This window comes from Paenibacillus sp. MABNR03 (genome assembly GCF_050455445.1).
GTDB lineage: Bacteria > Bacillota > Bacilli > Paenibacillales > Paenibacillaceae > Paenibacillus > Paenibacillus xylanilyticus.
The window spans coordinates 312,860-334,663 of sequence record NZ_JBCIYR010000004.1; the positions used below are offsets into that span (position 1 = coordinate 312,860).

Consider the following 21,804-nt stretch of genomic DNA (forward strand, 5'->3'; position numbering starts at 1 on the left):
AGCGGTTACATTAACCGATAAACCACTATTGGGGGTTGGGATTATGAGCAAAAAGACGATGGCGTTACTTCTCTCATGGACGCTGGTCCTTGCTGTCATTTTGTCAGGATGCAACAATGCAGGTTCCGGTGGAGGCGATGAATCCGGTGGTAATACTAGTGGCAGCGGCGCTGACGGAAAGGTGACCCTGAAATTTATGCACCTCTGGCCAGCCGGCAGTTCTGCACAGCAGAACAAACTGGTCAACGATATTATCCAGCAGTATCAGACGGATAATCCAAATGTGACCATCAAGCAGGAAGTGCTGGAGAACGAACAATACAAAAACAAACTGAAAATCCTGTCCGCATCCAATGAACTTCCTGATGTCGGGGTAACCTGGGCCGCAGGCTTCCTGGAGCCTTATGTAAAGGGCAATCTGTTTGCGCCCCTCGATGATCTGCTGAATGGATCGTTGGGCGAGAAGTTTATAGCCGGAACGACAGAAGCGTATGCTGTAGACGGTAAAACGTATGCACTCCCGATCGAACTGAACATCTCACCCATTTATTATAACAAAGCTATTTTTGCCAAATATAATTTGCAGCCGCCAGCCACATACGATGAATTCCTGAATGTGCTGAACACGCTGACCGAGAACGGCGAAGTGCCGATTGCACTCGGGAATAAAGACCGGTGGACCGGCTCACTCTGGTACATGTATCTGGCGAATCGTTTAGGCGGCGATGCGCTGGAAAAGGCAATTAGCGGATCAGGCAAGTTTGAAGATCCTGCTCTGACCCAAGCTGCGGCAGAAGTGCAGAAGCTCGTCGATATGAACGCATTCAACAAGGGTTTTAACGGGTTGTCCAACGACGAAGGCAAATCCGAATTCATGAATGAGAAGGCAGCCATGTACCTGATGGGAACTTGGGAATTGCCAAACTTTACAACGAACCCGGATATTCCGCAGGAATTCAAGGATAAGGTTGGATTTTTCAAATTCCCGACGATTGACGGAGGCAAAGGCGACATCAACAGCTGGGTAGGTGGACCGGGCGTAGGTTTGTTTGTAGCCCAGAACTCCAAAGTGAAGGAAGAGGCACAGAAGTTTGTCCAGTATTTTGTGGAAAAATGGGGCGAAAGCTCCGTGACCGAAGCTGGGGTCATTCCGGCGACCAAAGTCGATACGGCTGCAGTACAGCTGCCTCAGCTCTATATCGATCTGCTGAATGAGTTGAATCAGGCAAGCAGCCTTACGCTCTTTGCAGACGTGCAGATGAAACCGGCAGCAGCTCAGGCTCATCTGGATATGATTCAGGCGTTGTTTGGCAAAGCCGTGACACCGGAGGACTTTGTGAAAAATCATCAGGCAGCGATTGATAAAGGCAACTGATGTACCCCTCACTTACACCACTCGGATGCTTGAACGCTTGAAGGGAGGATCATGTTTTGAACAGAGTCATGTCAAACCGTCTGGTTGCTGCGTTGTATGTGCTGCCTGGACTGCTTCTGCTGCTGGTCTTAATCTACATTCCGATCGTACTCACCGGTTATTATGGCTTGATGCAGTGGGATGGGATTGGTGCAATGACATTTATTGGATTGGATAATTACAGCAGGCTGCTCCAGGACGGAACGTTCTGGCAGAGTGCGAATCATACTTTCTTACTGGCCTTGTTCTCCGCGCTGAGCCTCATCGGCTATCTGATGATTGCTTTGGTGCTGTCGGGCAAGATCAAGGGTGCAAATCTGTTTCGAAAGATATATCTGATTCCGATGCTGCTGTCTTCGGTTGCTATCGCCCAGTTATGGCTGAAAATCTATCATCCCAGCAACGGTGTGCTGAACACGTTTCTGGAAGCGATTGGATTAAGTAATCCGCCAGCCTGGCTGGCGGAGCCATCGCTCGTGCTGTATGCGCTGTTTGTACCAATTCTGTGGCAGTACGCGGGCTTCTATATTTTGATCTATTATGCAGCACTGAAAAATATCCCGGAGTCGCTGGTCGAAGCCGCCCGAATTGACGGCGCAAATCCGTGGCAGATTGCATTCCGTATCAAGCTGCCGCTGATTACGGAAGTGATCAAGGTAACCATTGTGCTGGCTGTGGTGGGCTCACTCAAGTATTTTGACCTCATCTACGTCATGACGGATGGCGGCCCGAACGGCTCCAGCGAAGTGATGGCCTCCTACATGTATCGTCAGGCGTTTCGCAGCTTTGACTTTGGGTACGGCAGTGCTGTAGGGTTCTTCCTGCTCCTGATCTGCCTGGTCGTTACATGGCTGCTCCGCAAGGTGACAGCCTCGAAAGAACCGATTCAGTATTCCTGACACGATGTAAAATGAAAGGAGGTTCATTTCGGTGAAGACAGACACGGCTGTTCGGCTGCCAGTCCATCCGGAGACAGGCCCAGGTTCGGCATGGTTGAGAAGATTCGGGTATGTCCTGCTGTATGTGCTCCTGTCCCTGGTGGCTTTGCTTCAAATATTGCCATTAGTCTGGCTGCTGTTATTCTCGCTCAAAAATAATCAGGAAGTATTCGATATGGCGCCTTTTGCGCTCCCGGCTACGCCGCGCTGGGAGAACTATGTCAAGGTATGGACCGAAGGCAATATCAGCTTATACTTTTTCAACAGTGTATGGATTACGGTGGTTTCAGTGGTGTTCACGGTTCTGTTTGCCAGTTTGGTGACCTTCGCTATCACACGTATGCACTGGAAGGGGCGTTCACTGGTGCTGGGGCTGTTCATGGTGGGTCTGATGATTCCTGTGCACTCCACACTGATCCCGCTGTTCAGCCTGTTTCTGAAGCTGAATCTCACGGATCATCCCCTATCGGTTATCCTGTCCTACATTGCATTCAACATGCCGATTACGATTATGATTCTGCTCGGATTCTATTATACTCTTCCCAGAGAGGTGGAGGAGGCGGCGGTCATGGATGGCTGCTCGGTGCATCGGATTTTCTTCCAGATTGTGCTGCCGATGACGGCTTCTGTACTTGCTACGACAGCAATCATCAACATGATTTATGACTGGAACGAGTTTATTTTCGTCAATACGTTTATCAGTACGGATGCGTACAAAACCTTAACCGTTGGGGTGCAAAACTTCATCGGACAGTACACAACCGATTGGGGGGCGATCGGTGCAACGCTGATGATCAGCATTCTGCCAATCCTGATAGCGTTTCTGGTCCTGAGCAATCGAATTGTAGAGGGGATTGCCGCGGGGTCGGTCAAAGGTTAAGTTGTACAGACTCGGTGCTTCACTTCACTGCATCATACGCGTTCTCTGAGATTGAAGACCCTTTCAGCTCTCCTTCCGGCGAGCGATGAAAGGGTCTTTATTGGTTATGTTTCCTCGTCCATAATCTCTCCGAGGCGCACGGAAGACGCATCTAATGAAAATGATGAAAATACCTTTTTATGGGATTTCAAAATTTTTTCAATTATTTTCGCAAAACTACTGCATTTTCAAACCACCTGTGCTAACATACCCTATGAAATCAAGCCCACGTTGGAAAGGTGAGAAAATGACAGCAATATCCTCGACCAAAGAGTCCCTCCGTTCAGATGCCAAGGATCTGAAGCTCATTCGGCTGACCTGGCCTATTTTCCTGGAACTCTTCTTGTTTATGTTGATGGGGAGCGTCGATACGCTCATGCTTAGTTCGGTATCTGATAATGCAGTCTCCGGGGTAGGGGCAGCTAACCAGATTATCTCGATTGCCATTCTTGTTCTAGAAGTCATTGGACATGGTGCTGCGATTGTTGTAGCCCAATATATCGGTTCGAAAAAGCTCACAGAAGCAGCTCAGGTTACAGGTAATGCCATCACGCTTAATCTTGTGGTTGGATTGATCCTGAGCGTGATCTTCCTGGTGTTTGGCGGACATTTGTTGTCGCTTTTAAATATACAAGGTGAAATTTACGATTATGCTCGTTCGTATATAAGCATTGTCGGGGGTGGGATTTTCCTGCAGGCCCTCATTAATGCGCTGGCTGCAACCATTCGTACACACGGGTATACCAAGGAAACCATGTACGTATCCGTGTTTATGAATGTCATTCACGTTATTGGTAACTATGCCCTGATCTTTGGACATTTCGGCCTGCCGAAGCTGGGTGTGGAAGGGGCAGCGATCTCGACGGTGGGAAGCCGTTTCATCTGCCTGCTGATCTTCTTCTGGCTTTTGTACCGTGTGAGTGAGGTTCGGGTAGAATTCGGTTATTACATTAAACTGTCCAAAAATTTTATCGGCAAAATTCTGCGAATCGGCATTCCGTCTGCGATGGAATCCATGGTGTATCATTCCTGCCAACTCGTATTTACGTTGTACGTGACCTATCTGGGTGCGGAAGCCATGGCAACCAAGCAATATGCGGGCAATATCTCCAGCTACATTTATCTGTTCAGCATGGCGATTGGGATGGGAACGTCCATCATTGTCGGCCGTCTTGTGGGGGCACGCCGCAAAGATGATGCGTACAAACGTGTATTCGACAGTGTAAAATGGGCTCTGCTGGCCACCGTGATCATTGACGTGATCATTATTATTTTCCGCGTGCCATTAATGGGCATTTTTACGGATAACCCGGAGATTATCAAGCTGGGTGCTCAGGTACTCCTGCTCAGTCTTTTGCTCGAAACCGGACGTACCTGCAACATTGTCATTATCGGTTCCCTGCGTGCGGCAGGGGATGCCAAGTTCCCGGTATATATGGGACTGATCTCCATGGTGTGCATGAGTCTGCCGCTTGGGTATCTTCTAGTATTTAAGCTTCATCTGGGGTTGGCCGGGGTTTGGCTCGCGATTGCGGCGGACGAATGGACACGTGCGGTCATTATGTACTTCCGCTGGAAGAGCCGGGCATGGGAGAAACATGAACTGGTGGAGCATGATGAGGATGAGGTTAGTGCACAGCCGGTTCCGGCCGTCTGATCTCGTTAGCCTGCGGTAAAGGGTTAATTCAGTTTGAATAGAAGCATCTGTTGCTGGAAGGTTATGCATGCAGCTCTAAGGTGTCTTACACCTTCTTCAGCCGCAATACCCGAGAAGAGTCGGTTAAGGACGATGTTGTCCCTAATCCGGCTCTTTGTTGTTTCCAGGGAGTTCGATTCTAAGTTTAGCAAAATTGATCAAAACGGTTTCAGGCCCATCCCGTATAGTATGGATATGGAAGGGGGGCGTTACTTCATTTTGAACCGCTACAGCGCAATGATTCAGCAGAGTTTGTATTTTATAGAGACACACCTGGATGAGGATATCGGGCTTGAAGAAGTGGCATCCGAGGCGCTGCTGTCGCCCTACCACTACCATCGGGTTTTCCGCAATGAGGTGGGCATGACGGTGGTGGATTATATTCGGAATCGCCGGATGAGTTATGCGTCCGTTGCACTTCGTTCCACCGATGCAGGTATTCTGGACATTTCTCTGGCATGCGGATTTGAGAGTCAGGAAGCGTTCACCCGTGCCTTTCGCAAAATATATGGCATGCCACCGGGACGTTTTCGCAAATTATTCGATCTGAAGGTATTCACCGGAAAAACCAGAGGAGGAGAATTACATATGGATCAGAAGTCAACAGTTAAAGGTTGGATGCTGACGGGGAGTCATCCGCAAAGTTATGAGATGGGCATTGATCCCGCCGAAGTGCATCAAGGGAAAGCGTCCGGCTACTTGAAGGCCGTTACACCAATGGAAAGTAATGAGTTTGCCACGATGATGCAGCAGTTCAAGGCAGACAAGTATGTGGGCAAACGGATGAAATTATCCGGATTCGTGAAGACCGAACGTGTGGATGGGTTCTGTGGGTTATGGATGCGCGTGGATAACAATGTACAAGATGTGCTTCAGTTTGATAACATGCACGACCGGCCGATCACGGGCACACAGCCCTGGAATCAGTACAGCATCGTGCTGGATGTGCCGGAGGACAGTGCCGTCATTTCATTCGGGGTCATTCTGAACGGCAAAGGCAAAGTGTGGGTGGACAGCTTCCGTTTCGAAGAGGTTGATCCAAATACGCCGCTGACCCACATGGCGACGGAATATGAGATGGCGGATGAGCCGATGAACTTGTCATTTGAGGAATAGTTCATCATGTATTCACGCTATAACCTGAATTTGATGCAATATCGAGTCTTGGGTCGATCCAATAGCGGATTGGCTCTTTTTGTCGTGTGCGGGTATAAACAAAGTGGGGCGAAGTCCAAGCTGAGAGGATACAGGCTTTCTTGCAAGATTGTATAGTCCTCATGGATTATCCGGCCAGACCTTGTTAACATAGATCCAGGAATAAGGAACTTATGACATCAATATAGAGGATGAATCCGATGAATAAAAAAGTGCTTGTGGTAGATGATGAATCAAGTATCGTCAGTGCCATTGCTTACGCGCTGCGGCGCGAAGGATATGAAGTGGAGACAGCCAATGATGGCGAGGAAGCGCTGGTTAAGGTGGCGTCATTTCACCCACAGGTGATGATTCTGGATGTGATGATGCCGAGGCTCGATGGATACGGCGTATGCCGCAGACTGGAGGACCGCGATGATATCGGGATTATTTTACTCACCGTAAAAAATGACATCGTGGATAAGATTGTTGGCCTGGAAATGGGCGCAGATGATTATATGACGAAACCGTTTGAGATCCGGGAGCTGCTCGCCCGGGTGAAGGCGCTCATGCGGCGGGTGGAGAAGAGCAGCCCTCCAGCAGACGAGCAGAAGAGTCAGGCCATTGTAAATGGTGACTTGCGTATTCATGTGGCTCATCGAACGGTGACGGTAAAGGAAGAGAAGCTGGATCTGACCCCCAAAGAGTTCGATCTGCTCACCATCCTGATGTCCAATCCGGAACGGGTGTACACACGGGATGATCTGCTGGATCGGGTGTGGGGCATGGAGTATGCGGGAGGCACGCGGACGGTGGACATTCATATTCAACGTTTGCGCAAAAAAATTGGTGATACGGATCAGCAAAAGCTTCAGACCGTCTACGGCATCGGCTACAAGGCATCTGCTCCCAATCCGGGCGGTTCGGCATGAGGGTAAGCATCAAGCTGAAATTCAGCGTTTTTCTTGCGGCATTGCTCATTTTGACTGTTGTGGTGCTCAGCTCCCTCGTACTGCGGGGAATCGAACGCAACCAGCAGTCACAGATTGAGGGCATTCTGTCGCAGCAGACACGTCTGGTCAATTTGAATGTGCGTCAGGCCTACTACACCGAAGCCATTCGGCTGGAGACGGATGCCTTTCTGAAGCAAAATGGCCGCAGGCTTGCACAGGAACTCGCGAACTCCACAGGGCTACCGATTGCCCTCTATGACATGAATGGAACACAGGTGGGCTCGTCCATTACACCAGGTGAAAGTCTGGAAATCCAGGAGACACTGAACTATGCACTGCAAAATAAAATCGCCTACCATGAACAAGGCGACACGCTGCTCTATGCAGCACCGCTGGACGGTCCGGATGGTCAGATGGGTGCGGTATGGATGCAGTATCCGGTCCAGAGCTACCATGAATTCTATGCCCGGATTTTACAGTTGTTCATATGGGCGGGTATTGCCGTCGTTGCATTGAGCTTTATTCTTGGATACCTATTCTATAATCGCTTCGCCGTCGCCATTACCAGGCTGAAAAAATCGGCCGATTCCATTCGGGAAGGCGAGTACATTACGGAATCTCCTGTAAAACGCAAAGATGAACTGGGAGAACTGGGGCAAGGCATTTATTATATGAGCACGTCCATCCAGCAAAATATTACAGATATGCATGCAGAGCAGCGGAAGCTGCAGTTGGCAATCGAGAAACTGCAGGCATTGGAACAACAGCAGAAACAATATATCGGCAACATCAGCCATGAATTCAAAACGCCGCTTACCTCGATCAAGGCATATGTGGAACTGCTTGATATGTACCGGGATGACCCCCAGTTACTTGAGGACGCCTCAAGCAACATTGGCAAGGAGACCGAGCGGTTGTACGAGATGGTTGAGAAGGTGCTGCATTTGTCAGCACTGGAGAAGTACGACTTCGAGAATCAGGCGGAGGATGTAGAGGTGGGTGCGCTGCTGGAGGATGCCTGCGGACGCATGCGAGGCAAAGCCGAGAAGTTTGCACTACGCATGGAGCTGGACATCCAGCCTGCCGTCATTCGCAGTGACCGAGAGAGCCTCATGCATATTTTTATCAACCTGCTGGATAATGCGATCAAGTATAACGTGCCTGGCGGCGTCATTCGGGTACAGAGCGAGCAGCGGCTGCAGACGCGTGAGGCAGTGATTCGCATTTTCAACTCGGGTATGCCGATTCCGGTAGAGGCAAGAGAGAAGATCTTTGAGCCTTTTTATACGGTCAACAAGGACAGGGCGAGAAAAACAGGCGGAACCGGACTCGGTCTGTCGCTCGTGAAACAATTTGTAGAGAAGCAGGGCGGAACTATTACACTGCTGCCTAACGATCCGAAGAATGAGGAAGGAACCACGTTCCAGCTGGTTCTCCCGCTCGCTGATTCAAGTTTACAAGTTGGAAACAAGTCTGAATAACTTTGGAAGTATGGCATGTGTATGCTTGGTCTATAGCAGAGAAGTCAGGGGGGACCATGATGAATTGGAAACAGGCGGCATTGGGTGCACTGGGAGCGTTAACGCTGTTGTCGGCAGCGGCTTGCGGGGGGAGTACGGAGCCGGAGGGAAATGCTCAGAGTGGGAAAACGGGCACGGATATTACCGTAAAAGACAATCCCAATACGTCGGTGTACCAGAGCTTCAAACTGGAGAAAATCGATAAATTGCCCAATATGCGCGGTGTGGCCTGGCTAAGTGATGACTGGATCGTATCGGACAAGGAAAACACAGCAATGAAGCCCGTCACGGTTGAAGGCCAGGAGAGATACCCGCATAACTTATATATGTATGACCTGACGAAAGGAACAGATACACCGCTCAAAGAGAGCGAAGTCAGTCTGGGCTCACCGCTCGTTTCACCGGATGGTCAGTACCTGTTCTACCGGGAGCCGGAGGAATCGACGGGCAAAGGTTTCTTTCTGAACTTGCATAATGGGGAGACCGTCAACGCGGGCAAGGAAGATGGTTTCGTCCAGGAAGGAGCATGGCTGGATAATGAGCATGTTGTCTTTCCGAATATGAAGGGGGACCTCGTCTCTGCCAGTGTGGATGGTACAACGAAAGTATTGGTCGAGACAGGCAATTTCAACGTACGGAGCGTCAGGGTTTCGGGCAGTATGATCTACTATATTACCGGTGAAGACGGACAATTAAATGCATACGATACAACCACGGGTGATATGAAGCAGGTGCTGAAAAGTGTCGAGTGGGTTATTCCGTCCAATGATGGGACCAGGCTGGCCATTGTGAAAAAAACAGCTGATACGAAACGGGCGCTGGTGCTTACCGATCTCGAAGGCAATGAGAAGGCGACACTTGCCAGAGGCACACAGATTTTTGGCACCAGCTGGTCCGGTGATGATTCCAAGATTGCGTATACGATCAACTCGGAGAACGATGATGAGAAGGGACTGTTCGTTTCCAATACGGAGTCCGCGGAACAATTCCAGATCTCGGCGGATATGGACGATGTCTCCGATCCGCTTGCCTGGAGCCCGGAAGGCAACAAGATCCTGCTGTCCCAAGCGGTGCTGCAGAATGAATCGTACCACTTTGTCACATCCGTTATCACGATCTCGGAGTAAATATCAGGATGAGCCTGGTCCCAGAAGGACACAGGCTTTTTCTTATGCTGATTGGTAAGTATTAAAGGAGAGACACGTTGTCAGGGCTGCAGTAAGTTATACTGGAGAGACGAGAAGTGAAGGAGGGGCATGTCATGGATGAAAAGGACTGCCGTTTGCTGCTGAGCGTTTCCGAAGAGAGCAGTCTTACCCGAGCTGCGGAACGCATGTTTATGACTCAGCCGGCATTGACTTACCGTTTGCAGCAGCTGGAGAAGGAGTTCGGCGTACCGCTCATCGACAAATCGCTGAAAGGAGCCAGGTTTACACCTGAAGGTGAACATCTGGCGATCTACGCCCGAAAAATGCTGAGTGATCTCCATCAGGTGAAAGAGCAGCTCTCAAATATTCGCAATGAAGTCAAGGGAACACTGCGACTCGGGATCGCCAATCATTACTCATTGTACAAGCTTCCGCCGCTGTTAAAACAATTCAGGGAATTGTATCCTGAGGTGGAGTTTGCCGTCACCTGCGCACTGAGTGTAGAGGTGATTGAACTGTTAATGCGGGATGAAATTCAGGTGGGCGTCATTCGGGGAGAGCACCCTTGGTTTGAGTGCAAACATCTGCTGCACGATGAAGCGGTCTGTATCGTATCCCGGGAACCCATCGATCTGAATGAACTCCCCAAACTGCCGCAGATCGCCTTTCAGGAACCCGCGACCAAAGCAGGGGGAGCGGCTATAAGTCCGTTTCGTGAAGCAGTGGCCGCCTGGTGGTATGAACGCTATGATCGCTCGCCAGCGGTGGCGATGCGGGTAGATAGCTATGAGACCTGTAAGGAGATGGTGCGGTATGGACTTGGCTACGCCATTATCCCGGGGATCTTCGTAACAGATGCGGACAGGCTCCATCAGCAGGAGCTGATTCGACTGGACGGGCAGAGCGTGAGACGCAATACATGGCTTGTCTATAAGAAAAGTGTGCTGCAGCAAGCTGCAGTGAACCGTTTTATCGATTTGATGAGAACGGAAGGGACTCAGACTGGATTGAACGGAAATTAGATGTAACCATCTCGGCAGCTGCATGCCATTATGTATAATTATTCGTGTCGTTTGGACCGTAAAGGCGGGTTTTTACGGGACAGTATGATACGAATTCTATGTGAGTGCTTGTTTAAAGAGGGATGTACATACGCTGAATGGCTCAAAAGACAACTCGGCAGTGAAGGTCAAATGGCCGTCTATGCTTACAAATCATGATATTCATATGTTAGTAATCGAAGACCCATAAAATTTTTTATGGGTCTTTCCTTAATTTTTTTGAATTTACTTATGGCATGGCCACACATACAATATATGAAATTCGTATTGTATATTTATTCGGTTGAATTGAATATAGAAAAACTGGTTCGGAGAAAGGCGGCAAAACTTTATGAATCAAGATCATGCTCATATGAAGCAAAAAATTAAGGAAACGGTGGATCAGCTTGACCAACAACTAAGGGAGTTATCGCTTCGCATTCATGCCAATCCGGAGCTTAGTTTTAAGGAGGTCCAGGCACAGCAGTGGTTGACTGAACCGCTTGAAGCAGCCGGATTTCAGGTGGAGAAAGGGATTTCCGGCCTTCCAACCTCGTTTCGAGCTGTATGGGAAGGAGCAACAGGTGGTCCTACCATCGCTCTATTGGCCGAATATGATGCTCTGCCTCGCATTGGACATGCCTGCGGACACAATCTGATCGGAACTTCTGCAGTAGGTGCAGCGCTGGCTCTCAAGGAAGCCTGCCCTCAGTTGCCTGGACGGATCATTGTTCTGGGTACTCCGGCCGAGGAAGAGGGTGGCGGCAAGATCATCATGGCCAATGAGGGTGTCTTCGACGAAATTGATGCGGTCATGATGTGTCATCCGCAGCAAAAGACGATGGTACTCCGGGGAGCGCTGGCCTGTGTGGACGCAACCTTCACCTTTCATGGCAAACAAGCGCATGCAGCCTCTTCCCCCGAGAAAGGAATCAGTGCGCTGGATGCATTGGTGAATGCTTATGCGGGTATTAATTCGCTTCGTCCTTATTTGAAGGATGACGTCCGGGTGAACGGTATTATCACCAAGGGCGGAGATGCTCCCAACGTTGTGCCTGAACTGGCAGAGGCGGTATATATTATCCGGGCAAAAACCGTTGAGGAATTGAAGACAGTCATGGAGAAAGTCTACCGCGTAGTACGCCATGCTGCCGAGGGTGTAGGTGCAACGGTAGATATTTCGGAAGGACTGATCTATGCCGAACGCAATAACAACAAGGCGCTGGCGAGTCTGTTTCAGCAGAATCTGGAGGACATGGGCATTGAAGTACATGATCCGCCGCAAACGGGTGGCGTGGGTTCATCGGACATTGGCAATGTGAGCCAGGTAACCGCAGCGATTCATCCGTATATCCGGTTGGGAGACGCAACGACCCATACCCCTGAGTTTGCCCGGCTTGCCGGAGCAGAAGAGGGGATGATTGAGCTGAACCGTGCGGCCAAGGCACTTGCACTGACAACGTATGACCTGTGTGCGGACAAGGCGGCATTGCAGCAGGTGCGGAATGAATTTGAAGATTGGAAACAACAGAAGGACGAGGGATGATCAATTGGAAAACATAATAAAACCACCACAACAACGACGCAAATGGTTCAAGATGCCGCATACCTTTGTCATCTTGTTTATTCTGGTACTGGTCGCTACCGTACTGACCTACATCATTCCCGCAGGTGAATTCGACCGGGTAAAAGATGAAGCTACAGGCAAATCCCTGCTCGTCCCGGGTTCATATCATCATGTGGAGGCCAATCCAACAAGCCTGTGGGATATCCCCAAATCCATCGTCCGCGGGCTGGTTGATTCCGCTGACGTCGTATTTTTTATTTTCATCATTGGCGGAGCCTTTCAGATCATTACAAGCACGGGGACGATCGAAGCCCTCACTGGCAGGGTGGCGCGTTCATTCGCTAATAAGGGATTGTGGGTCATCCCAGTGTTTATCACCCTGTTCTCTGTCGGCGGGTTTACGATGGGCATGTCGACAGAGGTCATGGTATTCGTACCCATAGGTATCGCTATTGCCAGGGCACTGGGATATGACGCTCTAACGGGTACAGCGATGATTTCACTTGGCGCCTCCTGTGGTTTCACCGCCGGACTGCTGAATCCGTTCAATGTGGGGCTCGCTCAAGCCATTGCCGAAGTTCCGATCTTCTCCGGTATGTGGCTGCGTGCGATCATCCTGGTATGCTTGATTGCCATTACGAGTATCTATATCATGCGCTACGCTTCAAGGGTAAAATCAGACCCGACTCGAGGTTTGGTACACGAGCTGGAACAGGAGCAGGCAGGAGATACACCAGCCGTTGATCTGAATAAGCTGCCAACCATTCGCATCACACATATCCTTACGATTGTTACGATTGTTGCCGGGTTTGCCCTATTGATCTGGGGCGTATCGAAGGAAGGCTGGTGGATGGAGGAGCTGGCGGCACTTTTCCTGAGCATGGGTGTCATTTCCGGTCTGGTGTCCGGATTCGGACCGAGCCGTATTGCGAGTGAATTTGTCAAGGGAGCAAGTAGTATCGCGTACGGAGCCTTTATCATCGGTTTGGCCAGAGGGATTATGGTTGTTCTGGATCAGGGGAATGTTATCGATTCGGTTGTGTATGGGATGTCTACAGCGGTCGGTGAACTGCCATCCTCCGTTCAGGTGTTGGGCATGTACTTTTTCCAAAATATCATGAATGTGTTCATTACATCCGGTACAGGCATGGCGGTAACAACGATGCCGATCATGGTGCCACTGTCCGATCTGCTCGGCATTACCCGTCAGACCGCCGTACTGGCATTCCAGTTCGGTGATGGCTTCACCAACATGATTCTGCCAACGTCTTCCGCATTGATGGGCAGTCTCGCCGTATCCGGCATTCCGTATCAGAAATGGGTCAAGTTTTTCTGGCCCCTGATGGTGATGTGGATTGCATTGGGCATTATCTTCATGCTGATCGCGAGTACCATTCAGTATTCCTAATAAAGAAAAGAGCCTGTGTTCTGAGGCAGCTCCTCTCCAACTGTTATATACAGTTCAGATAGGATACTGCCAGAACACAGGCTTTTATTTATGGGATTTAATTTTTCATGCTCAGCAGTAACTTCACTGCTTCTGCACGTGTGGTGTTATCTTTTGGAGCAAAGGTATTCAATCCTTTACCATTCAACAATCCGGAATTTTGCATTCCAGCGACCGCTGCTTTGGCCCACACAGGAATCTGTTCGTCATCTGCAAAAGTGGAGCTGGTGCCCGATTCTGTCTTCAATTGCAAGGCATTCGCTACCATCATGGCCATCTCGGCACGGGTTACGGCATCATTCGGACGGAAAGCGCCGTCTGCGTCTCCCTGAATGAATCCTGCTTGCACAGCACGTGATACAGCAGACTGTGCCCATGCTCCTATTTTTGAACGGTCGGTAAAAGATAAAGTGGCTTCTGTGTACTTTGTTTGCAGTGTATTCATCAGCATCACCGTAAACTCTGCACGCGTAATGGACGCGTTTGGCTTGAATGATCCGTCCGCGTACCCTTGCACAATGCCATCACGGACAGCTTGCCGAATGAATTCTTCCGCCCAGTGACCCTCGACATCGCTTAACGCAATGTCTGTTGGTGCTGTAGATGGATCGACTGCGAATACAGCGAATTTGGTGAAATGGTCTACGTCCACCTGGATCTGTGACCCTTCAAGAGAAGGTTCACCAGCCGAGAGCCACGTCTTGTTTTGTTCATCAAAATAGAATAGTTCAGCCCGCTGATTGCTTCGCAAGCTTGATCCATCGAAGGCCATCTTCAATGTTACGGGTTTATTGAAATTCTGTGAGACATTTTTGAGCAGTTCATATACCGGGCTAAGCAGTTGTGTCTGATTGGTCAGCAAGTGTGAAGAATCTGCAACCTCATCCATCGTGATCGTCAGTTCCTGATTCATCGCCCCGGCAGGGATCGTTAACGTGATGCCATTGCCCAAACTTACTTGCCCTGCCTGCCCCGCTGTAAGGGTTAAACGGCCATTAGTTGACGAATTTGTTGTGTTAGATGGCGATGGATTACCATTTGATCCGTTGTTATTTTGGTTACCGGAGCCGCCGCTGTTACCGCCATTGCCGCCTGATGGTGGAGAAGCATTAACATTCCATTTGGCAAATAAGGTCAGATTGGCAGTAATCTCCGTTTGTTCGAAGTTGAACTGTGTTTGCAGTTCAGAGTCGGTATACCAGCCTGCAAACGTAAAGCCTGAACGGCTCGGCGAAACCGGAGCTGACAGTTTCTTCCCATACTCAACAGCAACATCAGCTACTGCAGATCCTCCGAGAGTATTGAAGGAGACGGTGTATTGGTTTGCATTCCATTTTGCATGCAGGGTGATATCGCCAGTTACTACTGTGTTGGCAAAGTCAAAAGCCTGGCTCAAACCTGAATCGGTATACCATCCAGCAAAGATGTGGACAGCTTTGGTTGGATCGACCGGAGTTGTCGCTAACTCACCATATTGAACAGACTGTTCACCGATTGCTGTACCGCCGTTGGACTCAAAGTTAACGGTGTAGGAGTTGATCGTCCATTTGGCATATAACGTAAGATCGGTAGTTACGGCTGTGTTGTTAAAATCAATGGCCTGACTCAAACCTGAATCGGTGAACCATCCAGCGAAAGTGTGTCCTTCTTTGGTTGGATCGACCGGAGCAGTCGCCAACTCTCCGTATTGAACAGACTGATCATCGACTGCCGTACCGCCGTTGGATTCAAAGTTGACGGTGTAGGAGTTGATCGTCCATTTGGCATGCAGGGTGATATCGCCAGTTACAGTCGTACTCTCAAATTCGAAAGCCTGACTCAAATCTGAATCGGTGAACCATCCGGCAAAGGTGTGTCCTTCTTTGGTTGGATCGACCGGAGCAGTCGCTAACTCTCTGTATTGAACAGATTGATCGTCGACTGCCGTACCACCATTGGATTCAAAGTTAACGGTGTAGGAGTTGATCGTCCATTTCGCATACAGCGTAATATCTTCAGTAACAGTTGTATTATTGAAATTAAAGGCCTGACTCAAGCCTGAATCGGTGAACCATCCAGCGAAAGTGTGTCCGGCTTTGGTTGGAACTGCTGGAACAATAGCCTTCTCACCGTAAGACACCGTTTGTTGTGTAACTTTAGAACCGCCATTACTATTAAACGTGATCGTTCGCGGCGCATAAACGCTGAATTGGATGGTTGTAGTATTGCCCGCACGATCGGTAACAACCAGTACATATTCTCCTTCAGATTGGACCGTATCCCCATTGTTGAATGGGAAACCATTGAGGGTCGCTGTTCCTTCATTAAAGGTGATTTCGGGTTTAACGTTATAGACGCCGTTTTGGGTCACGCCTGTGACAACAGGGGGATGGGTATCTACCGTAAAGTGAATCGTTGTCGTACCAAGGCTATTGGTAACGGCTAGGGTATAATCGCCATCTGTCGTGATCGCAGTGCCATTTGCAAATGGAACACCATTAAGTAGTGCCGTACCACTATTAAATCTAGGTATGACCGCTTGATTGTATATTTCGCCGTCAGCTGCGCCGCTAATGATTGGAGCTGTAGTTTGCTCAATAGTTATGGAAACTGCCACCGGAACACTGGTGCCCCATTCATTGTAAGCACTGTAAGTGAAGCTATCGCTTCCCACATAGTTGGCATTCGGAGTATAAGTAAACGAACCATTGGCATTCATCACGAGTGTTCCGTTCGTCGGCCCACTTCTCAAAATAGCGGTAGAAGCATCCCTATCATTGGCTAGCACGCCTGGTGCAGGATCAACCAAGGCGGAGTTTTGGTTGGTGGTATAGGTGTCTTCGATTGCTTCCGGCAGTTGACCAAAGTCTAGGCTGGGGAATACTCCTGCGTTCGCAACATAATAAACCAGGTCGGATTGACTGCTGTTCAGATTAGGGACTTTAAAGTTTACCTGACCATCGCCCCCAAACCTGGTACCCAATAGGCTGAATAAGGCTTGATTTTGGTTAGTGAGAAGTGCTGACCCATCAGCAAGAATCCAGTGTTTAGTCGAGAGGTTAACCAGCATGGGAATGATCTCGCCTAAATACTCGGAGCCAGTACCATTTTCGGCAAGCTTGGTCGGATCAGTGGATATAGCATAGTAAATGATATTGTTCATTTTGGGGAAACTGGGCAGTTTAAATGTGGTATTCCCGTCTCCACCATCGGGCGTGCCTATCATCTGATATAAGTCGCTGTACGCGGACTTTGAGACCTCTTGGCCATTCAAAGCTAACCAACCTGGTGGGGTAAACTGATACGGAAACAGACGAACTTCTCCAAGAACGGATGGTCCCTCACCATAAATGCTCACTTCACGCGAAGGGAAAATTCCGTTTATCGCTATGTAGTAGCCCATGCCATCAGGCGCAGCAGCTGTTAGATTGGGTAATGAAAATGTTCTTACTCCATCGCCCCCAAAATTCAGACCAATCAGAGAGTAAAGAGCGGTATTTTGAGTGACTGACATGGTTTGGCCTTTAGCTGGCATCCATCCTCTGGGTGTTGCATTGTACGGAAATAATCTGATCTCACCGAGATAAGGCTCTGCTCCCGCAGCCTGCGCCGGTTGTACAAAGCTGGAATTATTCCATAGACCACTCAGTCCGATCAGGAATACCAACCAGATGATACTTACTTTCTTGAATAAAGTTAAACTCACAATTTCATCCCCATTTTCCTCATAGATATGTTCACGTTATGCTTACTCCCGTCCACTGTACTTTCCTGATTTACAATGGTAAGCCATATAATGATGAGCATAGTGTAATGGATACGAAAGCAAAAATGAATAAGATTTCAGTTCAAATTTAAAATAATTATTGAAACTTTCCAGACGTACATCATTTATGGTTGGAATGTTCCATAACTTTCATCCCTTTCTATACATTTATATTGACTAAGCCATTCCGCTTCCGATAAACTAGAATGCAGGAATAAAAGTCGAATGTTGGGCAGCAGTTCGAGACGATGTTTCGGGCGGCTGTTTATTTTCTTTTTTAATGAGCAAGGTTGCAACGTTGTAGGCTTGTCGGATGATCCGGCCAATATCAACATGGAATAGGAACAGGTGATACACATGTGTAACAGCGCGTACCGCGTGCTTTTATATTATAAGTTCGTGAAGATTGAAGACCCCGAGACGTTTACCCAAGAACATTTGCAATACTGCAAAGACCTGGGTGTGAAAGGCCGCATTCTGATTGCAGCGGAAGGCATTAACGGCACCGTGTCCGGTACACCGGAGCAAACGGAGCAATACATGAAGGACATGCATGCCAATCCGCTGTTCAGCGATATGGTATTCAAGATTGATGATGTGGAAGAGCATGCGTTCAAGAAAATATTTGTTCGTCACAAAGCGGAGCTGGTAACCTTCCGCGTGGACGAAGATCTGGACCCTAACGTGATTAGCGGCAAACGTCTCTCACCAAAGGAGTTCCACGAGCATTTGCAACGGGAAGACGTCATCGTTATCGATGGCCGCAATGACTACGAATACGAAATCGGTCATTTCCGCGGAGCCATTCGTCCGGACGTCGAGTCGTTCCGCGAGTTCCCGGATTGGATTCGGGAGAATCTGGGCGACATGAAGGACAAAAAGATCATTACTTACTGCACGGGCGGCATTCGCTGTGAGAAGCTGACCGGCTTCATGATCAATGAAGGATTCCAGGACGTTGCACAGCTGGACGGCGGTATTGTGACTTATGGTAAAGATCCGGAAGTACAAGGACGTTTATTTGACGGGAAATGTTATGTGTTTGACGAACGAATCTCCGTGCCGATTAACCGGACAGATGAAGATATCGTCATTGCCAGCTGTTATCACTGTGGAACGACACATGACCGATATATTAATTGTCCAACCTGCAACCTGCAGCACGTGTGCTGTGAGGATTGCGAAGAGACGCATAACCGCTTTTGTTCGGATGCTTGCCGGGAGGCAGCGCCGGTACACGCATAAGCAGGAGAGCAGGTGCTGCACGTGAAGCGTGAAGACGAAATGACGACTCGTGAACGGATATTGTTCATGCTGAAGCGTCAGGGCACAATGACCGCGAGGGAAATGACTGCCGAATTGGGACTGACCGGCATGGCGATTCGCCGTCATCTGACGGCACTGGAACAGGACGGACTTATTGAAGTCAGAGAAGCCCGGGCCACAGCTGGACGTCCTTCTTCGGTGTACCACCTGACGGCGCGCGGAGATGGCTTTTTTCCAAAATCCTATCCATCGCTTACCCTTGAACTGCTGGAGGAGCTGACGGAGTCGGCTGGTGAAGGCATCGTGGATACGTTGTTCGAGAGCCGACGGGACAAGTTGCTCCGCAGCAAGTTACCACAGATGGAAGGCCAGGATCTGGCCGGACGTGTGGAGGAGCTGGCACGCATACAGAACGCAAATGGCTATATGGCGGATGCATCGAGAGAAGAGGACGGTTCATACGTGTTAACCGAGCTGAATTGTCCGATTGTGCAGGTAGCGAATGTATATCGTCAGGCTTGCCGGTGTGAACTCGAGCTGTTCCGTTCCTTGTTGAAGGCGGATGTGGAGCGCACCGAATGTTACGCAGACGGCGGCAAGAAATGCACATATCAGATCCGCGAAGCTGCGGGAAATTAGTTTACATTTTGAGATTGTTTCGATCACTCGAAGCAATCTCTTTTTGCTTTATGTAATGTTTTCTATCATACATAGAAGATCAAACCAAATTGGAAGCGGTTCAACCATTGACGGGAAAGAGGCCGCACCTTAATATTAGAGAAACACAAAATGACCAATATGGGTCATGGACTTCAGTCGCATGACGAACGTCTATGTTTGTCTGCTTTTGTCGATAAAAGCAACAATGCGCTGAAGCGTTCGCTTTGTCCCGCCCTATCGTGTCACTTGGATGAGGAAGGGTACAACATTTAGAAGATGGAGAGGGGTTCTCACATGAAAAAGAAGTTCTGGATGTCACTGATGATGGTTGCCTCAATGATCGTAGCGGCAGGTTGCGGAAATAACAGCAGTACAGGTACAGAGTCCGAAGGATCTGGTACTACAGCGGGTGAAGGCACTGCAGAGAAATCGTATCGTATCGCTATCTCGCAAATTGTGGAACATCCATCGCTGGATGCAACACGAGAAGGCTTCATTGCGGCACTGAAGGAAGCGGGAATTGAAGAAAATAAAAACCTGACCATTGACTACAATAATGCGCAAGGTGATTCAACAAACAATCTGTCCATTGCCCAAAAGATCGCAGGGGATTCCAAAAATGACCTGGTGCTGGGGATTGCAACCCCATCTGCGCTGGCTCTGGCTCAACAAGTAAAAGAAAAGCCACTGCTTTTCGCAGCGGTCACTGACCCGCTTGGTGCCAAATTGGTGAGTGACATGGACAAACCGGGTGGCAACGTAACCGGGGCATCGGATACGAATCCGGAGGCGATTGTGCAATTGGCTGATTTTATTGCCAAATACATGACGGACATCAAAACCGTTGGTTTGGTCATTAACGAGGGTGAACCGAATGCCGTTGTCATGGCAGACAATGCAGAAAAAGCGCTGGCAACACATGGCATCAAGCTGGTGAAAGCCCCAGTTACAAATACGTCTGAAGTTAAACAGGCAACGGATTCTCTGGTAGGCAAAGTCGATGCCTTCTACATTACGCTGGACAACTCGGTTGTCAGTGCGGTGGATACCATCATTCAAACGGCAAACAGCAACAAAATTCCGTTCTTCTCCAGTGACCGGGATACCGTTGAAAAAGGTGCCTTTGCAACTGTAGGTTTCAAATACTATGACCACGGATACCAGGTCGGCGAAATGGCCGCAGACATTCTGAAGAATGGTACGAAGCCTGGCGATATGAAGGTCACTGTTCCGGACAAGCTCGATCTAATCCTGAATCTTAAAGCGGCTGAAGCCCAAGGCATCACGGTTACCGACGAGATGAAGGCTGAAGTGCAGGACCAGGACAACAACATTATTCAATAATCTGACCGGACGACAACCCGGCAGTACGGATGCGAGGCGGACGTGCAGTTGGTTCGCCTCATTCTTTTCGATAGACAGGGAGGAAGTAGCGTGAGTATAAGTTGGAATTCAATTGAAGGGGCAATAGAGCTCGGTCTGTTATATGCCCTGATGGCACTTGGCGTATATATTACGTTCCGTATTCTCGATTTTCCCGATCTTACCGTAGATGGAAGTTTCACAACAGGAGGCGCAATCGCAGCGGTTATGATCTCCAATGACTTCTCTCCTTGGCTCGCCTGTTTGGCGGCAATGGCTGGAGGCATGGTGGCTGGGGCATGTACAGGTCTGCTTCATACCAAAGGCAAAATTAACGGATTGTTATCCGGTATTTTGATGATGATTGCGCTCTACTCCATTAATATGCGTATCCTTGGCGCACCGAATAAATCCATTATGGGCATGGATAATCCATTCTCGGGTGAACATGTCATGGTGCTAATTATTATCGTGGTGCTGGTGTTTAAAATCATGCTCGATCTGTTCATGAAAACAGATATTGGACTTGCACTCCGCGCGACAGGTGATAACAAACGCATGATTCGCAGCTTTGGCGCAAACACAGATGTGACCACCATTGTTGGCGTTAGTTTGTCCAACGGGCTTGTGGCCTTGTCCGGAGCGTTTATTGCACAGCAATCCGGCTTCGCAGACATCACCATGGGAATTGGTATGATCGTGATCGGACTCGCTTCTGTTATTATCGGTGAAGCTATTCTTGGTGCAAGAACGGTATTCTGGGCAACACTCGCTGCTGTGGTTGGTTCCATTATTTACCGGATTGTTGTCGCGCTTGCCCTGCAGGTCAAATGGTTTGATACTTCTGATCTGAAGCTGATTACCGCGGTGATCGTCATCATTGCCCTTGTGTTCCCGACCATGCAGCGCTCCATGAAGCAGAAGAGCCTTGCTCGTAAACGAACCGAAGAGCTTATGCGGTCCACGGGTCAACAAGCGAAGGGAGGCATGTGATC

At 49.2% G+C, this 21,804-nt stretch carries 16 protein-coding genes; 15 read left to right on the forward strand and 1 reads right to left on the reverse strand.

Going from position 1 to position 21,804, the window contains the following annotated elements; genetic code table 11:
• The first annotated feature begins 43 nt into the window (after positions 1 to 43).
• The 11 genes from AAIH57_RS21185 to AAIH57_RS21235 all read left to right on the forward strand — a co-directional run bounded on the left by AAIH57_RS21185 (position 44) and on the right by AAIH57_RS21235 (position 13,737).
• On the forward strand, positions 44 to 1,375 hold the full coding sequence (locus tag AAIH57_RS21185) for an extracellular solute-binding protein (protein WP_175396854.1): 1,332 nt from the start codon (positions 44 to 46) through the stop codon (positions 1,373 to 1,375).
• Between the two features lie 56 nt (positions 1,376 to 1,431).
• Entirely contained in the window at positions 1,432 to 2,313 is an 882-nt protein-coding gene (locus tag AAIH57_RS21190; RefSeq protein ID WP_175396853.1) for a carbohydrate ABC transporter permease, read from the forward strand.
• Positions 2,314 to 2,368: 55 nt separating this feature from the next.
• Complete coding sequence (locus AAIH57_RS21195) at positions 2,369 to 3,232, forward strand: carbohydrate ABC transporter permease (protein ID WP_175397077.1); 864 nt, start codon at positions 2,369 to 2,371, stop codon at positions 3,230 to 3,232.
• Between the two features lie 286 nt (positions 3,233 to 3,518).
• Positions 3,519 to 4,928 carry an MATE family efflux transporter gene (locus AAIH57_RS21200; RefSeq protein ID WP_175396852.1) on the forward strand — a complete coding sequence of 470 codons (1,410 nt, stop codon included), beginning with the start codon at positions 3,519 to 3,521 and terminating at the stop codon, positions 4,926 to 4,928.
• Positions 4,929 to 5,162: 234 nt separating this feature from the next.
• Positions 5,163 to 6,083 (forward strand): helix-turn-helix transcriptional regulator, encoded by a 921-nt coding sequence (locus tag AAIH57_RS21205; RefSeq protein ID WP_430023113.1) that lies wholly within the window; start codon positions 5,163 to 5,165, stop codon positions 6,081 to 6,083.
• 239 nt (positions 6,084 to 6,322) lie between these two features.
• The gene (locus tag AAIH57_RS21210) at positions 6,323 to 7,033 is read left to right on the forward strand and encodes a response regulator transcription factor (protein ID WP_175396851.1); all 711 of its coding nucleotides are present in this window, start codon (positions 6,323 to 6,325) and stop codon (positions 7,031 to 7,033) included.
• Entirely contained in the window at positions 7,030 to 8,535 is a 1,506-nt protein-coding gene (locus tag AAIH57_RS21215; RefSeq protein WP_430022887.1) for an ATP-binding protein, read from the forward strand. Before AAIH57_RS21210 ends, AAIH57_RS21215 begins: the two co-directional genes overlap by 4 nt.
• A gap of 56 nt (positions 8,536 to 8,591) precedes the next feature.
• Positions 8,592 to 9,701 carry a hypothetical protein gene (locus AAIH57_RS21220; protein WP_430022888.1) on the forward strand — a complete coding sequence of 370 codons (1,110 nt, stop codon included), beginning with the start codon at positions 8,592 to 8,594 and terminating at the stop codon, positions 9,699 to 9,701.
• A gap of 134 nt (positions 9,702 to 9,835) precedes the next feature.
• On the forward strand, positions 9,836 to 10,744 hold the full coding sequence (locus AAIH57_RS21225) for a LysR family transcriptional regulator (protein WP_175396848.1): 909 nt from the start codon (positions 9,836 to 9,838) through the stop codon (positions 10,742 to 10,744).
• A 370-nt stretch (positions 10,745 to 11,114) separates the two neighbouring features.
• Positions 11,115 to 12,308: a M20 family metallopeptidase gene (locus AAIH57_RS21230; RefSeq protein WP_430022889.1), complete on the forward strand. Its 1,194-nt coding sequence runs from the start codon at positions 11,115 to 11,117 to the stop codon at positions 12,306 to 12,308.
• A gap of 4 nt (positions 12,309 to 12,312) precedes the next feature.
• Positions 12,313 to 13,737, forward strand: a complete 1,425-nt coding sequence (locus tag AAIH57_RS21235) for a YfcC family protein (protein ID WP_430022890.1) — start codon at positions 12,313 to 12,315, stop codon at positions 13,735 to 13,737.
• A 97-nt stretch (positions 13,738 to 13,834) separates the two neighbouring features.
• Here the strand turns inward: AAIH57_RS21235 and AAIH57_RS21240 are convergent, their stop codons facing one another.
• Complete coding sequence (locus AAIH57_RS21240; RefSeq protein WP_430022891.1) at positions 13,835 to 17,461, reverse strand: InlB B-repeat-containing protein; 3,627 nt, start codon at positions 17,459 to 17,461, stop codon at positions 13,835 to 13,837.
• Between the two features lie 417 nt (positions 17,462 to 17,878).
• Here AAIH57_RS21240 and AAIH57_RS21245 point away from each other — a divergent pair, with 417 nt between their 5' ends.
• The 4 genes from AAIH57_RS21245 (at position 17,879) to AAIH57_RS21260 (ending at position 21,802) form a co-directional block, all read left to right on the forward strand.
• On the forward strand, positions 17,879 to 18,766 hold the full coding sequence (locus AAIH57_RS21245; protein ID WP_175396843.1) for a rhodanese-related sulfurtransferase: 888 nt from the start codon (positions 17,879 to 17,881) through the stop codon (positions 18,764 to 18,766).
• Between the two features lie 21 nt (positions 18,767 to 18,787).
• Positions 18,788 to 19,426, forward strand: a complete 639-nt coding sequence (locus tag AAIH57_RS21250; protein ID WP_312884309.1) for a helix-turn-helix transcriptional regulator — start codon at positions 18,788 to 18,790, stop codon at positions 19,424 to 19,426.
• A 315-nt stretch (positions 19,427 to 19,741) separates the two neighbouring features.
• Entirely contained in the window at positions 19,742 to 20,791 is a 1,050-nt protein-coding gene (locus AAIH57_RS21255) for an ABC transporter substrate-binding protein (RefSeq protein ID WP_175396842.1), read from the forward strand.
• A gap of 150 nt (positions 20,792 to 20,941) precedes the next feature.
• Positions 20,942 to 21,802, forward strand: a complete 861-nt coding sequence (locus AAIH57_RS21260) for an ABC transporter permease (RefSeq protein WP_430023114.1) — start codon at positions 20,942 to 20,944, stop codon at positions 21,800 to 21,802.
• Positions 21,803 to 21,804 lie beyond the last annotated feature (2 nt).

Bases quoted from the DNA above. Each gene is read 5' to 3' on its own strand.
- AAIH57_RS21185 (WP_175396854.1), top strand. From the start codon at position 44: ATGAGCAAAAAGACGATGGCGTTACTTCTCTCATGGACGCTGGTCCTT.
- AAIH57_RS21200 (WP_175396852.1), top strand. From the start codon at position 3,519: ATGACAGCAATATCCTCGACCAAAGAGTCCCTCCGTTCAGATGCCAAG.
- AAIH57_RS21205 (WP_430023113.1), top strand. From the start codon at position 5,163: ATGGAAGGGGGGCGTTACTTCATTTTGAACCGCTACAGCGCAATGATT.
- AAIH57_RS21210 (WP_175396851.1), top strand. From the start codon at position 6,323: ATGAATAAAAAAGTGCTTGTGGTAGATGATGAATCAAGTATCGTCAGT.
- AAIH57_RS21215 (WP_430022887.1), top strand. From the start codon at position 7,030: ATGAGGGTAAGCATCAAGCTGAAATTCAGCGTTTTTCTTGCGGCATTG.
- AAIH57_RS21220 (WP_430022888.1), top strand. From the start codon at position 8,592: ATGATGAATTGGAAACAGGCGGCATTGGGTGCACTGGGAGCGTTAACG.
- AAIH57_RS21225 (WP_175396848.1), top strand. From the start codon at position 9,836: ATGGATGAAAAGGACTGCCGTTTGCTGCTGAGCGTTTCCGAAGAGAGC.
- AAIH57_RS21230 (WP_430022889.1), top strand. From the start codon at position 11,115: ATGAATCAAGATCATGCTCATATGAAGCAAAAAATTAAGGAAACGGTG.
- AAIH57_RS21245 (WP_175396843.1), top strand. From the start codon at position 17,879: ATGTGTAACAGCGCGTACCGCGTGCTTTTATATTATAAGTTCGTGAAG.
- AAIH57_RS21255 (WP_175396842.1), top strand. From the start codon at position 19,742: ATGAAAAAGAAGTTCTGGATGTCACTGATGATGGTTGCCTCAATGATC.
- AAIH57_RS21260 (WP_430023114.1), top strand. From the start codon at position 20,942: ATGGCACTTGGCGTATATATTACGTTCCGTATTCTCGATTTTCCCGAT.